This is a genomic window from Panacibacter ginsenosidivorans (genome assembly GCF_007971225.1).
Taxonomy (GTDB): domain Bacteria; phylum Bacteroidota; class Bacteroidia; order Chitinophagales; family Chitinophagaceae; genus Panacibacter; species Panacibacter ginsenosidivorans.
Genome location: NZ_CP042435.1, coordinates 3,315,164 through 3,335,621, shown reverse-complemented (window position 1 = coordinate 3,335,621; position 20,458 = coordinate 3,315,164). Strand labels below are relative to the sequence as shown.

18 protein-coding genes are annotated in these 20,458 nt (G+C 38.0%); 10 read left to right on the top strand and 8 right to left on the bottom strand.

Features of this window, described 5'->3' with window-relative positions; all coding sequences use genetic code 11:
- Positions 1-120: 120 nt before the first annotated feature.
- The 3 genes from FRZ67_RS14035 to FRZ67_RS14025 form a co-directional block, all read right to left on the bottom strand.
- Positions 121-1,674, bottom strand: coding sequence for a S41 family peptidase (locus FRZ67_RS14035; protein WP_158638371.1), 1,554 nt, complete (start codon positions 1,672-1,674; stop codon positions 121-123).
- A gap of 61 nt (positions 1,675-1,735) precedes the next feature.
- On the bottom strand, positions 1,736-2,770 hold the full coding sequence (thiL, locus tag FRZ67_RS14030; protein WP_147190294.1) for a thiamine-phosphate kinase: 1,035 nt from the start codon (positions 2,768-2,770) through the stop codon (positions 1,736-1,738).
- 178 nt (positions 2,771-2,948) lie between these two features.
- Positions 2,949-3,728 carry an inositol monophosphatase family protein gene (locus FRZ67_RS14025; RefSeq protein WP_147190292.1) on the bottom strand — a complete coding sequence of 260 codons (780 nt, stop codon included), beginning with the start codon at positions 3,726-3,728 and terminating at the stop codon, positions 2,949-2,951.
- Positions 3,729-3,893: 165 nt separating this feature from the next.
- On the opposite strand from FRZ67_RS14025, the gene FRZ67_RS14020 reads away from it, so the two are divergent.
- The 9 genes from FRZ67_RS14020 to FRZ67_RS13980 all read left to right on the top strand — a co-directional run bounded on the left by FRZ67_RS14020 (position 3,894) and on the right by FRZ67_RS13980 (position 16,574).
- Positions 3,894-5,204 carry a glycosyltransferase family 2 protein gene (locus FRZ67_RS14020; protein WP_147190290.1) on the top strand — a complete coding sequence of 437 codons (1,311 nt, stop codon included), beginning with the start codon at positions 3,894-3,896 and terminating at the stop codon, positions 5,202-5,204.
- Positions 5,205-5,311: 107 nt separating this feature from the next.
- Complete coding sequence (locus tag FRZ67_RS14015) at positions 5,312-6,838, top strand: GH3 family acyl-acid amido synthetase (protein ID WP_147190288.1); 1,527 nt, start codon at positions 5,312-5,314, stop codon at positions 6,836-6,838.
- Positions 6,839-7,179: 341 nt separating this feature from the next.
- Positions 7,180-8,658, top strand: coding sequence for a Gfo/Idh/MocA family protein (locus FRZ67_RS14010; protein ID WP_147190286.1), 1,479 nt, complete (start codon positions 7,180-7,182; stop codon positions 8,656-8,658).
- Positions 8,659-8,925: 267 nt separating this feature from the next.
- The gene (locus tag FRZ67_RS14005) at positions 8,926-9,576 is read left to right on the top strand and encodes a TetR/AcrR family transcriptional regulator (RefSeq protein ID WP_147190284.1); all 651 of its coding nucleotides are present in this window, start codon (positions 8,926-8,928) and stop codon (positions 9,574-9,576) included.
- Positions 9,577-9,639: 63 nt separating this feature from the next.
- A complete protein-coding gene (locus FRZ67_RS14000) occupies positions 9,640-11,001 on the top strand; it encodes a TolC family protein (protein WP_147190282.1) in 1,362 nt (453 codons plus the stop codon).
- Between the two features lie 17 nt (positions 11,002-11,018).
- Positions 11,019-11,540 carry an efflux RND transporter periplasmic adaptor subunit gene (locus FRZ67_RS13995; RefSeq protein WP_147190280.1) on the top strand — a complete coding sequence of 174 codons (522 nt, stop codon included), beginning with the start codon at positions 11,019-11,021 and terminating at the stop codon, positions 11,538-11,540.
- Entirely contained in the window at positions 11,537-12,079 is a 543-nt protein-coding gene (locus FRZ67_RS13990) for an efflux RND transporter periplasmic adaptor subunit (protein ID WP_147190279.1), read from the top strand. Before FRZ67_RS13995 ends, FRZ67_RS13990 begins: the two co-directional genes overlap by 4 nt.
- A 241-nt stretch (positions 12,080-12,320) precedes the next feature.
- Complete coding sequence (locus FRZ67_RS13985) at positions 12,321-15,410, top strand: efflux RND transporter permease subunit (protein ID WP_147190277.1); 3,090 nt, start codon at positions 12,321-12,323, stop codon at positions 15,408-15,410.
- A gap of 231 nt (positions 15,411-15,641) precedes the next feature.
- The gene (locus FRZ67_RS13980) at positions 15,642-16,574 is read left to right on the top strand and encodes an NAD-dependent epimerase/dehydratase family protein (RefSeq protein WP_147190275.1); all 933 of its coding nucleotides are present in this window, start codon (positions 15,642-15,644) and stop codon (positions 16,572-16,574) included.
- Between the two features lie 44 nt (positions 16,575-16,618).
- On the opposite strand, the gene FRZ67_RS13975 is transcribed toward FRZ67_RS13980, so the two are convergent.
- Positions 16,619-17,794 (bottom strand): hypothetical protein, encoded by a 1,176-nt coding sequence (locus FRZ67_RS13975; protein WP_147190273.1) that lies wholly within the window; start codon positions 17,792-17,794, stop codon positions 16,619-16,621.
- A 79-nt stretch (positions 17,795-17,873) separates the two neighbouring features.
- On the opposite strand from FRZ67_RS13975, the gene FRZ67_RS13970 reads away from it, so the two are divergent.
- Entirely contained in the window at positions 17,874-18,257 is a 384-nt protein-coding gene (locus FRZ67_RS13970; RefSeq protein ID WP_147190271.1) for a hypothetical protein, read from the top strand.
- A 6-nt stretch (positions 18,258-18,263) separates the two neighbouring features.
- Here the strand turns inward: FRZ67_RS13970 and FRZ67_RS13965 are convergent, their stop codons facing one another.
- The 4 genes from FRZ67_RS13965 to gldC all read right to left on the bottom strand — a co-directional run bounded on the left by FRZ67_RS13965 (position 18,264) and on the right by gldC (position 20,450).
- The gene (locus FRZ67_RS13965) at positions 18,264-18,737 is read right to left on the bottom strand and encodes a ribonuclease H-like YkuK family protein (RefSeq protein ID WP_147190269.1); all 474 of its coding nucleotides are present in this window, start codon (positions 18,735-18,737) and stop codon (positions 18,264-18,266) included.
- 304 nt (positions 18,738-19,041) lie between these two features.
- Positions 19,042-19,578, bottom strand: coding sequence for a CvpA family protein (locus FRZ67_RS13960; protein WP_147190267.1), 537 nt, complete (start codon positions 19,576-19,578; stop codon positions 19,042-19,044).
- 41 nt (positions 19,579-19,619) lie between these two features.
- Positions 19,620-20,072 carry a GatB/YqeY domain-containing protein gene (locus tag FRZ67_RS13955; RefSeq protein WP_147190265.1) on the bottom strand — a complete coding sequence of 151 codons (453 nt, stop codon included), beginning with the start codon at positions 20,070-20,072 and terminating at the stop codon, positions 19,620-19,622.
- A 33-nt stretch (positions 20,073-20,105) separates the two neighbouring features.
- A complete protein-coding gene (gldC, locus tag FRZ67_RS13950; RefSeq protein ID WP_147190263.1) occupies positions 20,106-20,450 on the bottom strand; it encodes a gliding motility protein GldC in 345 nt (114 codons plus the stop codon).
- Positions 20,451-20,458 lie beyond the last annotated feature (8 nt).

The following is a 20,458-nucleotide window of genomic DNA, read 5'->3' as shown; positions in this document are numbered from 1 at the left end:
TAAAAGCCAGTAATGCTAAAGATACTCATTCTCTTAAAGTTGTTCCATACTTTCTTTGTCTTAATATAAAGAAAACAGGAAGAAGGAAAAGGAAATACTGACTGCACAAGTTTAAATACTTTACAAACCTTTTTTATTTTTCTCTTGTATCAGTTCTTTTACGCGTTGCAGTTTAGGATCAATGCCCTTTGAGATATCAACTGAAGAAGGCGGTATATACATATCTGGCGCAATACCTTGCCCGTTCTTTATTTTGTTACTGTTAAACACCAGTCGGTATAAAGGCAGTACCACGCGTACCTTACTGTTTGGCAAAACAATATCCGGAAGATATACAGCGCTGGTGCCATAATCGCCGCCACCCGTTTCTTCGCCGGTAACTGTTACATTCTGCTGACCTTTTAACTGTAATACAAACATTGCTGCTGCTGAAAAAGTATAACCACCCTGTATAATAAAAACATTACCATCGTAATGAATATTTTTAACAGGCTTACAATTGTGTTGCTCGAGCTGTTTGAAATGAAATTTGCCGTCTTTCTTTTTGGCAGTAGTAAACCGCATGGCCATCCTGTAAGGAAAGGAAGGTTGTATATATCTGCTGTAACTAAAGCTGCGGCTAATGGCAGCCGCAGTATCTGCTGTGTGAAACGTTTTATTTTTTATATACCGTGTAAGAAGTGTGCTCATATTAATATTACCGCCACTGTTTTCGCGAAGATCAATTACCAGATTACTTAATTTATTTTCATGCAATTCTTTAAAACTCTGTCTGAAAAAGCGGCGCAGGTTACCCCCGCTAAAGGTGGCCAGCCGCATGTATGCAAGATTATTTACAGAGTCAAAGATCATACTGCGTTTTGACACCAGCATTATTTGCTTTATTTGTTTGCGTGATGGTTTAGGTGGCGTAACAGCAGCTGGTGTTTTCTTGCTTTTGCTGATATCAATAAAGGGTTTGTTCAATTGAACATAAGTTTGTTTTTCTATACCAGAATCTATATAACGAACAAAAAAAGAATCTTTCAGCGGAAAGGCAAAACTGTAATAAAGGGGGAAATTAAAACTTACGGCCTGGCTTTTAAAATTATCGCCATGCCCATCTGTGCTTATAAAACGAAACAAAGAATCGAGCAGTGTCCGGTTGTCATAATTTTCAATGGATGTTATAACAGTGCCCCGTTTAAATAATGTGTCCTGTTTATTTAAGCTGCCAAGAAAGATCAGTGAATCATTCCACGTTTTAATGAGCAATGGAAAGCGTGGCTGCTTATGTGCAATAGCGTAATCGCTGTAGGCAATAGATGGCCTTACAGATGTATGACCACATTTGATTTTTGAAATGAACCAGGCTACTTTATTTTTGAATTGTATTTCAGTAAGTGAGTCATTGATGCTTTGCATCACTTCGTTGAAATATATATCCACGCTGTCTTTGGGCGTATACCAGTAAAGACTTGGGTGGTTTGCTTCCAGTATTTTTTTTAGCAGTGAAAAGTCTTCTTGAAGTTTAGCAGCAGGGATTTTTGCAGCGGGATTATAAGTGCTGTGTTTTGATGTAGCACAACTGCTTAATAAAAGCAATATGCCTGTAAAATATAAAAGCGAAATAGTTTTTTTTGTTACCGGCAATTGATTTTTATGGCATCGTCCCTTGCGTCGCATTCCGTTCATCTGTATCTCGTTTGGCATCAAAACGATAACCGTATAAGTATTGTTGTTTTTTAATCAGCGTTTATCCCCGGAAGGCATTCCAGCCTTGTGCTGTTATATCAAAAGTATTGCCTCCTTTTGTTAAGAGTTTACAACCTTCTTCCAGTTCTGACATGTAACCAATTACAGCAATTTCTTCATTGAGCGTTATCTTGTCATAGTCTTCCTGCTTTAAAGTAAAGATCAGTTCATAATCTTCACCGCCATTTAATGCACAAACAGTTGGGTCAAGGCCAAATTTAAAAGCAGCCTGTCTTGTTAATTCAGCAATAGGAAGTTTCTCTTCATACAACCTGCAACCTAGATTACTTTGTTTGCAGATATGTAAAATTTCACTGCTGATGCCATCGCTTACATCCATCATGGCAGTAGGCACGATATCATTTTTTTCAAAAAACTCAATAATATCTTTTCTTGCTTCAGGTTTTAGTAAGCGGCCAACTATATAATCTTCATTCTCTAGGTCTGGCTGTATTTGCGGGTTCTCTAAATAAATTTTCTTTTCTCTTTCCAGTAAAGTAAGGCCAAGAAAAGCGCCACCAAGATCACCACTAACACAAACAAGATCACCTTTTTTGGCGGTACTTCTTTTTACAAACTTATCAGGAGCAACTTCACCAACGCCAGTAACAGAAATAATAAATCCTTTCTGCGACGCAGATGTATCGCCTCCAACAAGATCAACATTATATTTTGAGCAGGCTGCATATACACCTTCATAAAATTCATCCAAAGCTTCCACACTAAAACGATTACTGATACCGATACTCATGGTTATATGCGTAGGAATCGCATTCATGGCATACACATCGCTAAGATTTACAATTACACTTTTATAACCAAGATGTTTCAGCGGTGTATACATTAGATCAAAGTGAATACCTTCGATTAGCAGGTCTGTAGTTATTACGGTTTGCTTGCCAAAATGATCAATTACGGCAGCATCATCACCTACACTTAAAATGGTAGATGCATTTTGTATCTCAAAATTCCTGGTAAGATGATCTATTAAACCAAATTCACCTAAAGAGGATATTTCTGTTCTTGTTTCACTCATTTAAAATAATTTTTTATTCAGGTGTGTATGTCGACATATATTTTACAGATGAAGTGATTGCTCACTTATCTCATATTTTATTTGGTGTTCGCGAATCTCTTTCATCGATTTGCAACGCAACGAGGGTGCCATAAAAAACTAATGCTGGTATTATAAATTTGCAATCCGCAATTGACAATCATAACTTTTTTTCATTGTTCACAACTGCCATCAATTCATCGTGTATTAAGCCATTCGTAGCTATAATCCCAGGTTGATAAGGATTATAGTAATTGCCTTTTAAATCAGTAACTTTTCCACCTGCTTCTTCAACTATTAAAAAGCCTGCAGCACTGTCCCATGCCTGTAATTTGTGCTCATAAAATCCATCAAACCTCCCTGCAGCAACCCAGCAAAGATCGATAGCAGCGCTTCCTAATCTGCGCACCGGTATGCCTGCACGGATAAGCCTGTCGAATACTTCAAGCGGGCCGTTTGTCTGGTCCAGATAGGTGTACGGGAAACCGGTAACCAGGCAACTTGTTGCAACATTATCCTTATCACTAACATGAATTATTTGATCATTTAATGTGGCACCATAGCCATGTTGTGCAAAAAAGAATTCTTCAATAAATGGGTTATATACTGCACCCAGAATCATTTTGCCATCCTGCTCTACACCAATGGAAACACAGCAGATCGGAATGCCATTGGCAAAATTGATGGTACCGTCAATGGGATCGATGATCCATTTATAATTGCTATCCTGTATAATTTCGCCTGTTTCCTCACTTAAAATATAATGATCCGGGTAATCATTTTTTATAACTTCAAAAATGGCTTTTTCCGATGCGTGATCCGCCTCTGTTACCAGGTTATTAATACCTTCCTTGTGTGATATTGTAAACTTACCGTTGAAATATTGCTTCAGCACAGCTGCGCCTGCCTCCGTTGCTTTTAATAAAGTTTGTTTGAGCATGCGCAAAGATAAGTGAGATGCATATTATGGTTTAGACTGTACTTATAATAAAAGATTCATTTTAGATTTGCAAAATGAATTGATAGAAACTGCTGCAACATTAAAATTTAGTTTGTCAATAAAGCAATTAACTACCTTTCCTGTTGCCTAACAAGTTAATATCTGATGAACCTCTCTGTTATTATAGTCAGTTATAATGTAAAATACTTTCTTGAACAATGTTTGTGCGCTGTTGAGCGGGCCATTGCCAATATAAGATCAGAAGTAATAGTTGTAGACAACAATTCTTCAGACGGAACAGTTGAATACCTGCAACAAAAATATCCCTGGGTTAATTTTGTTTGCAATGAAAAGAACGAAGGTTTTGCCAAGGCAAATAATAAGGCTCTTTCAAAATGTAATGGTGAATTTGTTTTGTACCTGAATCCGGATACAATAATTCCTGAGAACATATTAGTCGACTCACTTGCCTTTTTTAAAACGCATAATGATGCAGGGGCAATTGGTGTGCATATGATTGATGGTCGTGGCGTTTTTCTACCGGAAAGTAAACGTGCTTACCCTTCACCATTGGTGGCGTTTTTTAAGCTTAGTGGTTTATCTGCTCTTTTCCCATCATCTGGTTTTTTCAATAAATATGCCTTGGGCAATCTTGACAAAAATACTATACACGAAGTAGATGTGCTTTCAGGTGCATTTATGATGGTTCGTAAAAGTATTTTGCAGGAATTAAGTGGGTTTGATGAATCCTTTTTTATGTATGGGGAAGACATTGATCTGTCATACCGCATACAACAACTGGGCAAAAAGAATTATTACCTGGGTAACCTGAACATGATACATTTTAAAGGAGAAAGTACTGGTAATAGTAAAAGAAAGCATACTCGTATTTTTTACAATGCCATGAATGTTTTTGTGACAAAACATTACACAGGAATCAATGCATGGGCCTTGAAAATATTTTTATACACAGGTATTTTTTTAAGGGCAGTTATAAGTTTCCTGGGGCTTCCAATAAAGATAATAATGAATGATATCAGGCAGGCTTTGAAGGAAGACCAGGTAAATGTTTATCTTGTAGGAGATGCGTCATCAGCAGAAGAAGCAAAAAGAATTATGCTTAAGCATAAATTGCAGAAAACATTCAAAGGATCATTGTTGATTGAAAAAAGAGATATATATATTCCTACTAAAGGTTCTGAAATTATCTTCTGTACAGGTGCGCTTTCCTTCGCTGATACTATTGGTATTATTACAAAATACCCGAAGAAAAATAAGTATATGTGGCACGGATTAGATTCCAATAGTATTGTTTTTAGTACGGATAAAAATGAATGCGGAACTGTTTATTCAATTGAAGAAGTGAAAAGTGACATAAAAAATAGAACTGCAGAACCGGAATTTATATCAGGGAATTGTCTTAGATATGCTGACAGCGATAAGAACGTACAAGTGAGTAACACAACCAAAGCTTAATAGCAGTGCTATAGCCCGGCAGCAAGAAACTTTTACCACATAAAATAAATCACCTAAATTTAATAGTCTCTTTAATGTAGTTTCGCCAATTAAATATTCCCAAACGCATGGCGTTATTTGATATTCAGTTACCATTAAGTATTGCAAGGGCGCTTCGGTTGCCGCAAAACGATCCACGCAGGCAACAATTACGTGTTTTAAAAAAACTTTTGCGCAAAGCAAAATTTACAGAGTTTGGGCAGAAATATCGCTTTGATGAAATTTTGATGAGCCGTCACATCGGTAAAAAATTCCAGGAATTGGTGCCTATTTATAATTACAATACTATCTATGAAGAATGGTGGCATAAAACATTGGAAGGGGTGCCTGATGTGTGCTGGCCAGGCAAGATAAAATATTATGCACTCAGCAGCGGAACGAGTGAATCTTCCAGTAAATATATTCCTATTACCAATGATCTTTTAGCAGGCAACAGGGTTGTCATGATCAAACACATACTTACATTAAGAAACTATCAGGATATTCCCGTGAGGTCAATTGGGAAAGGCTGGTTAATGATCGGTGGCAGTACCGCACTTCAAAAAAATGCTGGCTATTACGCCGGAGATCTTAGTGGTATTACCGCTAAAAAAGTGCCCTTTTGGTTTCAGCCATTTTACAAACCCGGAAGAAAAATTGCCCGGGAAAAAGACTGGAACAAAAAGCTGGAAGATATTGTAGAGAAAGCTCCTGAATGGGATATTGGTTTTATTGTAGGTGTGCCTGCATGGATACAAATGTGCATAGAAAAGATCATTGAGCGCTATGAAGTGGAAAATATTCATGATATATGGCCCCACCTGGCATTCTTTGTACATGGTGGTGTAAGTTTTGAACCATACAAAAAAGGGTTTGAAAAATTATTGGGTAAACCCATTACTTACATTGAAACCTACCTTGCCAGCGAAGGGTTTATTGCTTACCAGGATCGTCAGTATGCAAAAGGTATGAAGCTCGTAACCAATGAACATATCTTTTTAGAATTCGTTCCTTTCGACTATAAAAATTTTGACGATAATGGTGATATTGTCCCTAACCCTGAAACACTCATGATTCATGAAGTGGAAGAGGGTAAAGATTATGCATTACTCATTAGCACCAGTGCAGGTGCCTGGCGTTATCTTATCGGCGATACAGTAAGGTTTACCGATAAAAAAAGATGCGAGATCATCATTACGGGACGCACCAAACATTTTCTGAGTTTGGTAGGCGAGCATTTGAGCGTTGACAATATGAACAAAGCCATCCAGACCGTTAGCGAAGATCTCAATATTTCTATTCCTGAATACACGGTTGTAGGCAAGCCTTACAATAATTTCTTTGCGCATCACTGGTATATTGCAACAGACGATAAAGTAAATGCGGAAGAATTAAGACTACGCATTGATGCAAAGCTTAAAGAGATTAATGATGATTATGCAGTAGAAAGAAAAAGTGCACTAAAAGAAATATTTTTAGACGTATTGCACGAAGAGCGTTTCATGGAATTCATGCGCCTGAAAGGAAAGATTGGCGGCCAGCATAAATTTCCCCGTGTTTTAAAAGGCCGTATGCTCGAAGACTGGAATAAATTTTTAAAAGGAGAATTAGTATAATAATTTCTTTGATCCCATTTTAAGAATAAGTATTAAACATTCTTGCGTCGCACTCTTGTGCATCCTGTCCTTTGCTCAGCAATAAAATCACAATGACAATTCGTGTAAGTCGTGTTTCAATTTGTTAATTTAAGTTCCAAACGCACAAGTGAGTGACACAACCAAAGCTGACAGTAGCACTATAGTTCGCAAAACACTTCATTTCGTTCATCTTTCAAACTTTGCACAAACACCTATTTTTTTGCCATTCAGTTATTTAATTTTTTCAACCAACCGCTTTGCTATAAATTCATTCCTTCATATTAGTATCAGATTAAATATAAAACCTAACGATTTAATTCATGAACAACAATCAATCAAACAACAAAAGCGGTAATTCCCGCAGAACATTTATCCGCAACTCGGCTGCGGCCGCAGCAGGTTTTTACATTATTCCAAGACATGTAATGGGACGTGGTTTTATTGCTCCAAGTGACAAATTGAATCTTGCCGGTATTGGTGTTGGCGGAAAAGGTAACTCTGACATTAACAATGCATGGAACAATGGTTCAGAAAATGTAGTAGCACTTTGCGACGTGGATTGGGGCTATGCAAAGGCACCAGCTCAGAAATTTGCTGACGCAAAAAAATATAACGACTACCGTAAGATGTTCGATGAAATGGGCAAAAGTATTGATGCTGTTACCATCTCCACACCAGACCATATGCATGCGCCTATAGCAATGGCTGCAATGCAGCTGGGCAAACATGTCTATGTTCAAAAACCACTTACACATGACATCTACGAAGCAAGAATGCTTACTGAAGCAGCACATAAGTATAAGGTTGTAACACAAATGGGAAACCAGGGAGCTTCAAGTGATGGCTCATCCCAACTGGTTGAATGGTTTGATAAAGGCATCATTGGAAAAGTTGATACAGCTTACATCTGGACAAACCGCCCGGTTTGGCCACAAGGGATTCCATTCCCAACAGAAACACCAGCTTTACCGTCAACCATGACAAAAGAAGACTGGGATCTTTGGATCGGCAGTGCTCCATATTTTGATTATAACCCATTGTTTCACCCCTTTAAATGGAGAGGCTGGTGGCCTTTTGGTACCGGTGCACTAGGTGATATGGGATGCCATCTTATCGACCCCGCTTTCAGAGTGCTAGGGCTTGGTTACCCAACTGAGGTAGAGTGCAGTGTAGGGCAGGTTTTTGTAAGAGATTGGAATCCCGAATATATTCCTAACGGTTGCCCCCCATCTTCTCATGTACAGCTCAAATTCCCGGCTTCAAAAAAGAATCCCTCAGAATTGAAAATGGTTTGGTCCGATGGTGGTATTCGTCCATTTCACCCGGATCTTATTCCGGCAGATGATTTCATCGGAGAGCCCGGCAGTGCCAACGGCGGTATGCTTATTGGCGAGAAGGGTATTATGACTTTTGGCACTTATGGAATGGCGCCACAGGTTTATTTAAAAGATGGTACCAAACTTACCCAGACAAACACTAAGACAGAATTGCAGAAAATGCCTGAAAGCGGCCACCAGGTTGCATGGACACGCGCCTGCAAAGCCGGTTTTGAAAGCAAGGAGCATAAAAGCCTTACTTCTTCATTTGATTATTCAGGCCCGCTTACTGAAACAGTTTTAATGGGTAATCTTGCTATCCGTAGTTATGGTGTAAGAGTTAAAGAAGGTAACAATGGATACGCAAACCCTGGTCGCAAGAAATTGCTTTGGGACGGAAAAAATATGAAGATCACAAACTTTGATGATGCTAACCAGTTTGTAAAACGTACATACCGCGATGGTTATAGTTTAGGCGTATAGTATTTTTGTAACCAGTCTAAAGCTTTTCATAGCATCAACTGTTGCGTCGCACTCTTGTACTTTCAGTTCAATAGGCAGCCCGGAGAAAGTGAATAAGTTTCTCCGGGCTTTTTTATGAATAATGGTTTATTTGTACTGCGTAGTTCGGAACGTCAAAGTGAGTGACACAACCGGCGATGCCATATATTTTTAGCTTGTTCAAAAAATATTGAGAATAATTTGGAAAATTAACAATGTTAAGTATTTTTACATCGTAATTAATTTATCATGGGTATCGCAGAAAGGAAAGAAAAGCAAAAAACGGAGATCAGGAAAATGATTCTTGATGCTTCTATGAAGCTTTTTGTGGAAGAAGGTTTTGAAAATGTTACTATCCGCAAAATTGCGGATCTTATTGAATATAGCCCCACAACAGTTTATCTTTATTTTAAAGATAAGAACGAGATCTTTTACCAGCTTCATGAATTGGGTTTTCAAAAAATGGCAGAAGCTAATCAAATGCTCGCCGGTATGGAAAATCCACTGCTTCGTTTACATAAAATGGGCGAGAACTATATCAACTTCGGTCTTTCTCAGCCTGAGTTTTACGATGTAATGTTTATTCAGCGTGCACCTATGCAGGTATTGGAACAAATGGATGATTGTGACTGGCATCATGGTGAAAATGCACTTAATTTTTTGCGTAGCACAGTTGGTGAGTGCATGCAAAAAGGATTGATAAAGAAAGGTAATGTGGACTCCGTTTCTATGGGTATATGGGGCATGGTTCATGGGTTGGTGTCACTGGCTATCCGCCAGCGACTTGATAAGCTTTGCCCGGCTGACCAGGAAAATTATAACAGCGAAGAGATAAAAAACATGATGCACGAATCATTGAACTGGTTGATCAATTCTATTGATCGTTCAGGAAGGGGGTAACCTTTTTTTTGCCTTTTAACTTAACGTTGTTAATTATAATAACAATATTTTAAAACTAAACTTATGATCAAAAAGGCACAATTGAAGCTAATTCTTTTGCTGCTGCTAGCTTTGCTTGCAAAACAATCTTTCGCGCAGCAAATACTGAATACTTACGTAAAAGAAGGCTTGGACAGCAACCTAGCTATCAGGCAACAAAGTTTTGACCTGGAAAAAGCAAAGCTCGATCTTGATAGAGCTAAAGCATTGTTCCTTCCGCAGGTGGGTGTAAACGCGCAATACACACTTGCTTCCGGCGGAAGAAAAATAGACGTGCCTCTAGGAGACCTGCTTAATAGTGTTTATAGTTCCTTAAATGAAATAACTTCTTCAACAAAATTCCCGCAGGTACAAAATCAAAGCATTCAATTTTTACCCAACGATTTTCAGGATACAAAGATTGAGTTGAGTGTGCCTATTTACAATCCATCCCTTGGCTATAATAAAAAGATCAAAGAAGAACTGATCAATACTAACCAGCTCGAATTGAATAAATACAAGCGGGAACTAGTCTTCAATATTAAGCAGGCATACTTTCAATATTTGCAGGCAGTAAAAGCAGTTGAAATTTATAATAATGCTTTGGCAACAGTAAATGAAAGCTTGCGATTGAATGAAAAGCTTGTAAAGAATAATGCCGCTACAAAGGATGTTATACTGAAAGCAAAAGCAGAAGTGAGTAAAGTAGAAACATCTTTAACCGAAGCAGAACAAAACAAAAATAATGCTGCTGCATATTTCAATTTCTTACTCAATAAACCTTTGGAATCTTCCATAGATGTTGATTCAGTTCTTGTTCGAACATTACAAAAAGAAATGGAAGTTTTATTAGATGTTCCCTCAAACCGAGAAGAACTGCAACAACTAAAAATTTCAGAAAAAGTTTTGGAAACAAATCTGAAGCTGAACGACACATACAAACTACCAACACTTAACGGCTTTTACAATGCAGGCTTCCAGGGTTATGGTTACAAGTTCAATAATGATCAATTCTATCAACTTGGCGGTTTGCAATTAAAGTGGAATATTTTCAGTGGTAACGATAATAAACTAAAATTTAAGCAAGCACAAATTGATATTGAGGCTTTACAAAATCAATACAGTGATGCGGAGAAAAAATTACAATTACAGTTAACAACTGCATACAATACTTACCGGGCTGCATTGAAAGCATTGCGTAGTTCAAATGATGAAGTAATCTCGACAAAAGAAGTCTATCGTCTAATGCAAAGTCGTTACATACAAGGTTCTGCACTACAAATAGAATTAATAGATGCACGAACTGAAATGACTACTGCTGAACTTAAATATTCACTCGCACAACTAACTGTTTTAAATAAAGCTGCTGAACTCGAAAGAGTAATGGCAACATACAAACTTGATTAATCTATAAAAACTATTTTATGAATAAGCTATTATCAATTCCACTTGCATTACTTATTGCTGCATCTGCATTATTCCTTGCATCATGCAGCGAAAACAAAGCCCAAACAAAACTTGCTGAAGATGCAGTTGTTGTAAGAACTCAACCGGTAACATTCACTGATTATGCATCAAAGCTTGAATACTCTGGCTCACTTGCATCAACAAGTGAAACAAAACTTTCTTTCAAGATCGGTGGTATTATTTCAAAGATCTATGTAAAAGAAGGAGATCATGTAAGCAAAGGCCAATTGCTTGCTACGCTTGATCTGACCGAGATCAACGCACAAGTGCAACAAGCAAGCCAGGCAACTGAAAAAGCAATACGTGATGAGAACCGCATTAAAAATTTATTTGCAGATACTGCTGCAACATTAGAACAATTGCAAAATGTGCAAACGCAATTGAATGTTGCGAATGAAAGTTTACGCATTGCAAAATTCAACCAGCAGTATGCACAAATAAGAGCAACTGAAGATGGAACAATCATCAAAAAATCATGAATGAAGGAGAGCTTGCATCAACAGGTTCGCCAGTGTTGATGATGAACGGCACATCAAACAATGATTGGGTTGTACGTTTTGGTGTGAGCGATAAAGATTGGGCGAACCTCCGGAAAGGAGATGTAGCAACAGTTTCACTCGATGCATATCCTGATGAAACATTCAAAGGCATCATTAACAAAATGGCTGAAGCAGCAGATCCGCAGAGTGGCACTTATGAAATTGAAGTAAAAGTTTTACCTGGCGATAAAAAGTTTGCGGCTGGGTTTTTTGCAAACATTCAACTCAACAGCACCGCGGTCCAAAAGGTTACCATGATTCCTATCGAAGCACTTGCAGAGGCAGATGCAAAGACAGGTTATGTATATGTGCTCAATGCAGATCAAAAAACGGTAACAAAGAAAAAAGTGCAGATCGCTTTTATTGATAATGACAAAGTGGCTGTAAAAAATGGTCTTGAAAATATTGCTGCGGTCATAACAGATGGCACAAGTTATCTCACAGAAAATGCAGTAGTAAAAAGAGCCCCCAACCCCTAAAGGGGAGTAAAAAGATAAGGCAATTTTTTGTAACCAAGCGATAGTATTTCATGGCATCGATTGTTGTGTCACTCAGTTCAAAGTTCTTCGCAATGCTCAGCAATGAACAAAACGTTGAAGAGTGCGACGCAACGAAAGCTTCATAGAACTTCAACCGCCGGGCTTATAATAAATAGTAAGAAATAAATTTATTTAATAATCATCTTAAGTCCCTTTAGGGATTTAGGGCAAGAGTTCTCTTATGAAAATAACAGACTTCGCTGTAAAGAATTATCAGTTTACACTCATTGTGTTTGTAATGCTGATTGCAATTGGATTGAATTCTTTTTTCAATATGCCGCGTGGTGAAGACCCGGACTTCCAGGCGCCGCAATTCAATGTGGTGGTGGTTTACCCGGGAACGAGCCCTCGGGATATGGAGCAACTTGTTGTTGACCCTATCGAGAAAAAAATAAACGAGCTCGATGATATTAAACGAATAAGGTCGCAGATGAACGACGGACTTGCTGTGATAACTGTTGAGTTCAAATATGAAACCGCTCCTGATAAAAAATACCAGGACATGGTACGTGAAATGGATGCAATTCGTCCTGATCTTCCTGCAGATATTTTTGATATTGATGTAATGAAATTTAGTCCGAGTGATGTGAATATTATCCAGGTCGCGTTAATGAGTGAGACTACTCCATATAAAGATCTGGAAGAGTGGAGCAAGAAACTGAAAGAACGTTTGGAAAAAATAAAATCACTGAAGAACGTTGATAACTGGGCATTTCCACAGCAGCAGGTGCGCATATCACTGAACCTTGATAAGATGTCGCAACAAAAAATTCCATTAAATAAAGTGATTGGTGCCATCCAAAGTGAGAATGTAAATATCCCTGGTGGTAGTATCGATATAGGCACAAGAAAATACAATATAAAAACAAGTGGTGATTATAAAAGTCTTGATGAAATAAATAATACAATCGTTTCAAGTGTGAATGGGAAGTCTGTTTATGTAAAAGATATTGCTGATGTTTCGTTTGATTATGAAGAACAAAATTATATAGGAAGACTTAATGGGCATCGCGGTGTATTTGTAACTGCAAGTCGCAAGATGGGTACAAACATTTTTGATGTAGAGAAAGAAATGAAACCTGTGCTGGATCAGTTTCAAAAAGAATTACCAAAGAGCATAAAATATGATCAAAGTTTTGATAATGCAGCTAGCGTTCACACAAGATTAAATCACTTCAGTAATGATTTTGCCATCGCAATTTTTCTTGTGTTGCTAACACTGCTGCCACTTGGTTTTCGTGCAGGTTTAGTGGTAATGATCTCTATTCCTTTATCCCTTGCCATTGGCTTATTCATTCTGGATTCATTTGGCTTTACGATTAACCAATTAAGTATTGTTGGTTTTGTTGTGGCACTTGGGTTATTGGTTGATGATAGTATTGTAGTTGTAGAAAACATAGAACGTTACTTACGCAATGGTTACTCCAAACGCGAAGCTGCAATGGCTGCAACAAAACAAATTGGTTTGGCAGTATTGGGTTGTACTGCTACACTCATCTTTGCTTTTCTTCCATTATTATTTTTACCGGAAGGTGCAGGAGATTTTATAAGAAGTTTACCTGCTGCTGTTGTTGCAACAGTGCTTGCATCATTATTTGTGTCCCTGACCATTATTCCTTTTTTATCAAGCCGCATTCTCAGCAACCATGAAAATCCTGAAGGCAATTTATTCTTACGTGGTTTGAAAAGATTGATCAGCGGATCTTACAAAAGATTGTTGCATCGTGCCCTGGCAAAGCCTTATATAACATTGCTTATTGCATTGGCAATTTTTGTCGGAGCTATTGCATTAGTTCCCGTTGTAGGTTTTAGTGTGTTTCCTGCGTCAGAAAAACCAATGTTCATGATCAATATTGAAACACCATTGGGGACAAATCTATCCACAACAGACTCAGTTGCACACTATGTAGAGAGCAATATCAAAAGCATTCCTGATCTAAAGAATTATGCAACAAATGTTGGTCATGGTAATCCACGTATCTACTACAATGTTGTACCAGTTGGCAATGCAGATAACAAAGCGCAAATATTTGTACAACTAAAAGAAACACCCCCTGAAGATAAAAGAAAATTGATTGATCAGTTGCGTACCAAATTCAAAGATTATCCAAATGCAAAAATTGAAGTAAAAGATTTTGAGCAAGGTCCGCCGGTAGAAGCACCCATAGCAATTCGTTTGTTCAGCGAAAACCTTGATACATTAAGGGCTTTATCATTTCGTGTAGAAGATATTTTAAAGAAGACAGAAGGCACGATGTATGTGAACAATGATCTTACAACATTGAAAACAGACATAAAAGTAAAAGTAAATAAAGACAAAGCTGCAATGCTTGGCATTGCTGTCAGTGAGATCGACAGAACCATCCGCATGGCTGTAACAGGCTTAAACATTGGCACTTACAGGGAAGATGATGGTGATGATCATAATATCAACATCACATTGCCACATGAAGACAAACAAACTTTTGATGTGTTTAAAAAGATTTATGTTGCTTCTTACAGTGGAGTACTCGTTCCATTAAATCAAATTGCAGATATAGAATTTCAAACATCACCAACAAATATTAAACATTACAACAAAGACCGCTACACGATCGTTACATCATTTGTGCAGAGTGGATACAACACTGCAAAAGTTACAGACGTTATTCTCCAAAAGCTTGGTGCCATGCAGTTTCCAAAAGATACGCATTATGTTGCGGCAGGAGACATAGAAGCAAGCCAGGAAAGCTTTGGCGGACTTGGAACCATTATTCTCATCACCATCTTTGGTTTGCTTGGCATATTGATTTTAGAATTCAAAACATTTAAAGGCACACTCATTGTTTTATCTGTAATACCGCTCGGCATCATTGGTGCAGTTGCTGCATTACTAATTTCGGGAAATACTTTTTCATTTGTTGCAGTCATCGGTCTCATCGCACTCATCGGTATTGAAGTAAAAAATTCCATCCTGCTTGTTGATTATACAGATCAATTGCGCAGAAACGGCAAGAGCATCAACGAATCAATTGAAGAAGCCGGAGAAACACGTTTCATACCGATCATCCTTACAACATTAACAGCCATCGGCGGTTTAATACCTTTGGTGCTTGAACACAATCCATTATATTCGCCACTTGCATTAGTGATCATTGGGGGATTAATTAGTTCAACATTATTAACAAGAGTTGTTACGCCAGTGTTGTATAAACTCTTAGCGCCAAAAGTTATTCATGATGAAACCAAAGAGAAGAAAATAATTGTGAGTCCGGCTATAGAATATGCATAATGCTTTTGTTGCGTCGCACACTTGTACAGCATTGCCTCAGGCAACAAGTAAAAAGGCAAAAGTTAAAAGTGAAGATGCAGAGATGCTTTGACTTTTCAGCTTTCACTTCTCATCTGATCATAAAAGTTCCGAACGTACAAGTGAGTGACACAACAAAAGTTTAATAATATTGCAAAAGCCCGCCCCCATAAAAGCTACCCATTATTAATTGTAAATAAATTTTTGTACACTATGAATCTTCATACCATACTTGGTGCAGGTGGTGCAGTAAGTAGTCAATTAGTTCCTGTATTAAAGGCCAATAACGAAAGCATAAGACTGGTTTCGAGAAATCCAAAACCGATAGAAGGTGCGGAAATTTTTGCAGCTGATATTACCAATTATACACAAACTCTAAATGCAGTAAAAGGATCATCTGTAGTGTATTTGCTGGCGGGCCTGCAATATGATGTGCGTGTATGGAAAGTAAGCTGGCCAAAGATCATGACGAATGTGATCAATGCATGTAAAGCAGCTGGAAGTAAATTAATTTTCTTTGACAACGTTTACATGTACGGTAAAGTGGATGGTGTAATGACAGAAGAAACACCATTTAATCCGTGCAGCAAAAAAGGAGAAATACGTGCAGCCATTGCAACGCAACTGCTTGATGAAATGCGTATGGGAAATATAAAAGCGTTGATTGCAAGAGCTGCAGATTTTTATGGGCCTGTAGGTTTTAAAACCAGTGTACCTAATATGCTGGTTTTTGAAAATTTAAAAAATAGTAAAAAGGCTCAATGGCTGGCCAATGCAAAAGTGCCACATTCGTTTACGTATGTACCTGATGCCGCAAAAGCTTTGTATATGCTGGCTAATGATGACACTGCATTTGGACAAACATGGCATGTGCCTACCGCAGGCCATCCATTAACCGGGGAAGAATTTATTAAACAGGCTGCAGAATATATGAAAGTGTTTAATAATTATTCTACCCTGCCTGTATGGATGATGCAACTGGCAGGTATATTTAACAGGCCCATTAAAGAATCTGTTGAAATGATTTACCAGAGCCAGTTTCCGTATATATTCAACTCAACAAAATTTGATAAGGCATTTAATTTTGAACCCACTTCTTATCAAGATGGAATAAGAGAAACAGCAATATGGACGATGGAGCAGTAAGACAAAACCTGTTAGGTTTTAAAAACCTAACAGGTTTCTATAAGCTAATTATACTCCATCACAGGATGTCTTTCAAAAGGATTTCTATTCGTATCAAAAATATAACGGTAAGTAACCATGCGGCGGCTTTGGCTTCCACCAAGGCTTTTATAAATATTCAGCATCTTGGGGTTCCAGTCCGCGGCCCAACCCATTTCATAAGTGTGATACCAGCCTTTGAACTGGATCAGTAAACTTCCCTCATAGATCATAAAAGAATCGATGCCCAGTGCCTGGAATTTTGGAACAATACCAAATGCTACACCCGTAAATTTTTTACACATGCCTTTTTTCTTCATCCACAACAGGCGTAGTTTTTCGATCAATCCAAATTTGCCATTGAAGTGTTTGAAATATTCATTCAGGTCAGGAATGTTGATCCACATGGCAATGGGCTCTTCTTTATAATAAGCAAACCAGATGAGCCTTTCATCCATGATTGGCTTCATTTTTTTGAAAAGCTTCATTACCTGTTCAGCAGTTATTTCTTTCGCTTCTCCATGTTGGGCCCACGCAGCGTTGTAAACAGTGGCAAATTCCTGTGCATGTTTTTCCAGGTTTTTAATAGAGATATGTCTTGCAGCATAACCAGGCTTTGCAGCAAACTTTGCATGGCGTTCGGGGAAACGTGCAGGCAAAGGATCATCCACATTCATTGCATAGTAATACTGGTTATAGTAATTCTGAAAGCCATAACCTTCCATCAATTGTGCATAGTAGGATGGATTAAAAGGCATTCCATAAATAGGAGTTTTGTCAAAACCTTCTACCATTAGTCCCCACCATTTATCGCGATCACCAAAATTAATGGGCCCGTCCATTGCTTCCATTCCCTGGCTTTGGAGCCATTGCTTTGCCGCATCAAATAAAAGATTAGCTGCAATTTGATCATTGATACAATCAAAGAAACCAACGCAACCCGTTGAAAACTCCGTGCCCTTATTTATATACTTTGAATGTGTAAAAGCGGCAACGCGGCCAATCAATTTTCCATTGTTATCTTTTAATATCCAACGTTTTGTTTCGCCGTATTTGTAATGTTTATTTTTGGCTTTATCAAATACTTCATCTACTTCGTTATCCAGCGGACGTACATAATTCGGGTTTGATTGATTCATCAACACATTTACCTTAATAAAATCTACAGCTGTAGCTGCATTAGTCACTTCAATTAATTGCATAAAACCCTTTTTAAAGCTTAGTGCTGCACAAGATATTTATTTTACCGAATTTGCAACTAATCTTTCACAAAGCTTTTATATGCGGAACCTTACTATCATTTTATTTTTCTTATCCGGCACCACTTTTTGCTATGCACAAAAAAGTCATTACGACAGTATCAAAAGAATACTTCAACAGGATAGTATAGAATATGAACAGGAGTTAAAAGATGCAGATAAAGTAAAAAAGCAAACCGACAGTATATTACAAAAAGAGTTGGGTCACATGGAGAGAATTACCCCCGGCCCTGATAGTGCTACGCTTGCAAAAAATATCAGGGCAATTGCAGAACAGGAGATACAAAAACAAAATGAAACAGCGAGCAAACAATATTATTTATTTGTAACGGCCTTTGCTGTTTTACTAATAGTAGCAATAATACTTTTTAAAAGAAACCAGTTTACAAAAGAAGATACAAAATAAAAAAGCTTAATTACAAACCTTATCCGCGCAGCAACTGCTGGCAAAGGCTTCAGGCTTGGCTTTAAAGGCAAAACCCATTCCTAATATGTAACCCATGGCTTCACGCAAGGCATCGTTGCTTTTGAATTGCGGATTGGTATTAATGTCAGCGTGCACTTCCATATCTACATCGTACTGAATAAAAAGGTTGCATAGCTCATATGCAACCTCAATGCTCTTCGCAACTTCTACCAGCATACGCTCTTTAATGTTATACTTATGCCTGGTCTTTTCGTTGTGAATGTACATGAAGCCCCCACTGTGTTCGCGCAGAAAAACAATTACAGTTGCAAACTCTGTTTCAGCGCCTTTTACCTGGCTGTCTGTACCAATGCAAACTTTGAGATGAATGCCTTTTTCAGCTTCTTTTTTTATGGCTTCTTCTACGGCATCTTTGATGGGCAGGTTAATAGATTCGCCATTAAATTTTCTCCAACGCATATAAATGAAGTTTTTTCAAGTTACGTATCAATTACTTTACAAAAATGAATTCATCGTTATCTTCTTATTAACAGCCGTGGATAACGGTAATGAACTAATCTCTAACACGTAAGTTACATATTTGTTTTTGAAAAACTTTATGTACCAGGCATTTGAATAGGTATGAAGCTTTCGTTGCGTCGCACTCTTCAAAGCTTTGTACTTCTGTCGACAGTCGACTGTCAACTGTCGACGGCTTTCCCGAACGTACAAGTGAGTGACACAACAACCGATGATAAAAGTACCGTTGTTAAGTACAAAAAAATCAGGCAGTATTTCCTGCAATGCCTCCAAAGAATTCCTGAAGATCTTTAAACATATCTTTAAAGAAGGGAAGAATATAACCCAGCGCATTGATGACCTGCGGGCCCCAGGGTTCAATAATAGCGTATGTTTGAGAAGCTTGTATGGTTTCTTCTTTTAGCAACCCCATTTGTGTTGCATAAAATAAAAGCACGCTGTACACCATCATGTAAAGCAGCATGTAAAGTATGATGCCGCCTAATTTATTTAACCACCCCAGCAATACAACTTCTATCGCGGCCTGTGCAAGATTGGCTATCCATCGCACCAGTAAAATAACAAAGATCATAATGATGATGAAAGAAAGAAAAGGCAACCATTGGGTACCGACATTGGTATTGTTTTGCAGCCACGCTGCTACAGTAACAGACAATTTCATTGCTGCTGCAAGACCAATGATGATGGCAAAAAACGAAAGTATAGAAACAATAAGGCCACGGCTGTATCCTTTAAAGATTGCCATGGCCAGTATAATAATTGCAATGATATCGATGAACATAGCAGCAATTTAATAAAGTAATAAACGCTGCTGCCGATAATTTATTTGCTAAGTAACTCTTTTACAGCAGCGGAAATTGCTTTGCCATCAGCTTTGCCTGCAAGCTGTTTAGTGGCAGCGCCCATAACCTTACCCATATCAGCAGGAGATGCTGCACCAACTTCTGTAATGATCTTTGCCAAAGCTTCTTTTAACTCAGCCTCACTTAATTGTTTAGGAAGAAATTTTTCTATTACTGCAATTTCTTCTACTTCTTTTTGCGCAAGGTCTGCACGGTTTTGCTGCTGGTAAATTTCCAATGAATCTTTACGCTGCTTTACCATTTTCTGCAACATTTTTAATTCCGTGTCTTCAGAGATCTGGCCGTTTGCACCGGGTTCTGTCTTTGCTTTTATGATCTCTGCTTTTATAGCACGCAGGCTACGCAAAACAGCTTCGTTCTTAGATTTCATGGCATCTTTCATTTCGGCCATGATGTTTTGTTCTAAACTCATATGTAAAGTTTATAGTTTAAAATTCTTTTTTTCTTACTTGCTTTCCTTCAACTGTTGCTCACGAAACTTATTATAAAAATCTTTGGCAAATTTTTTCATATCATCTACCATCTCCTGGTTGTGTGTGGCCCGGTTGTAAGTATCAGCCATGGTGATGAGCGTTTGATAAAAGAAATCGGCCATTTCATCTACCATCATATCTTTTGTCCAAAGGTCAATGCGTAAGGCACTTTTATCTGCACCATCCCAGAAAGAAAGCATTACTGCTTTTGCATGCTGAGCTTCTGCGGCAGTGCTGCTGTCTGCTTTCCAGTTGATCTGCTCGGGTACTTTGTCATTATCCAGATGTACGTCAATTGTAATTGTTGATGTTTGCATATTGCTCT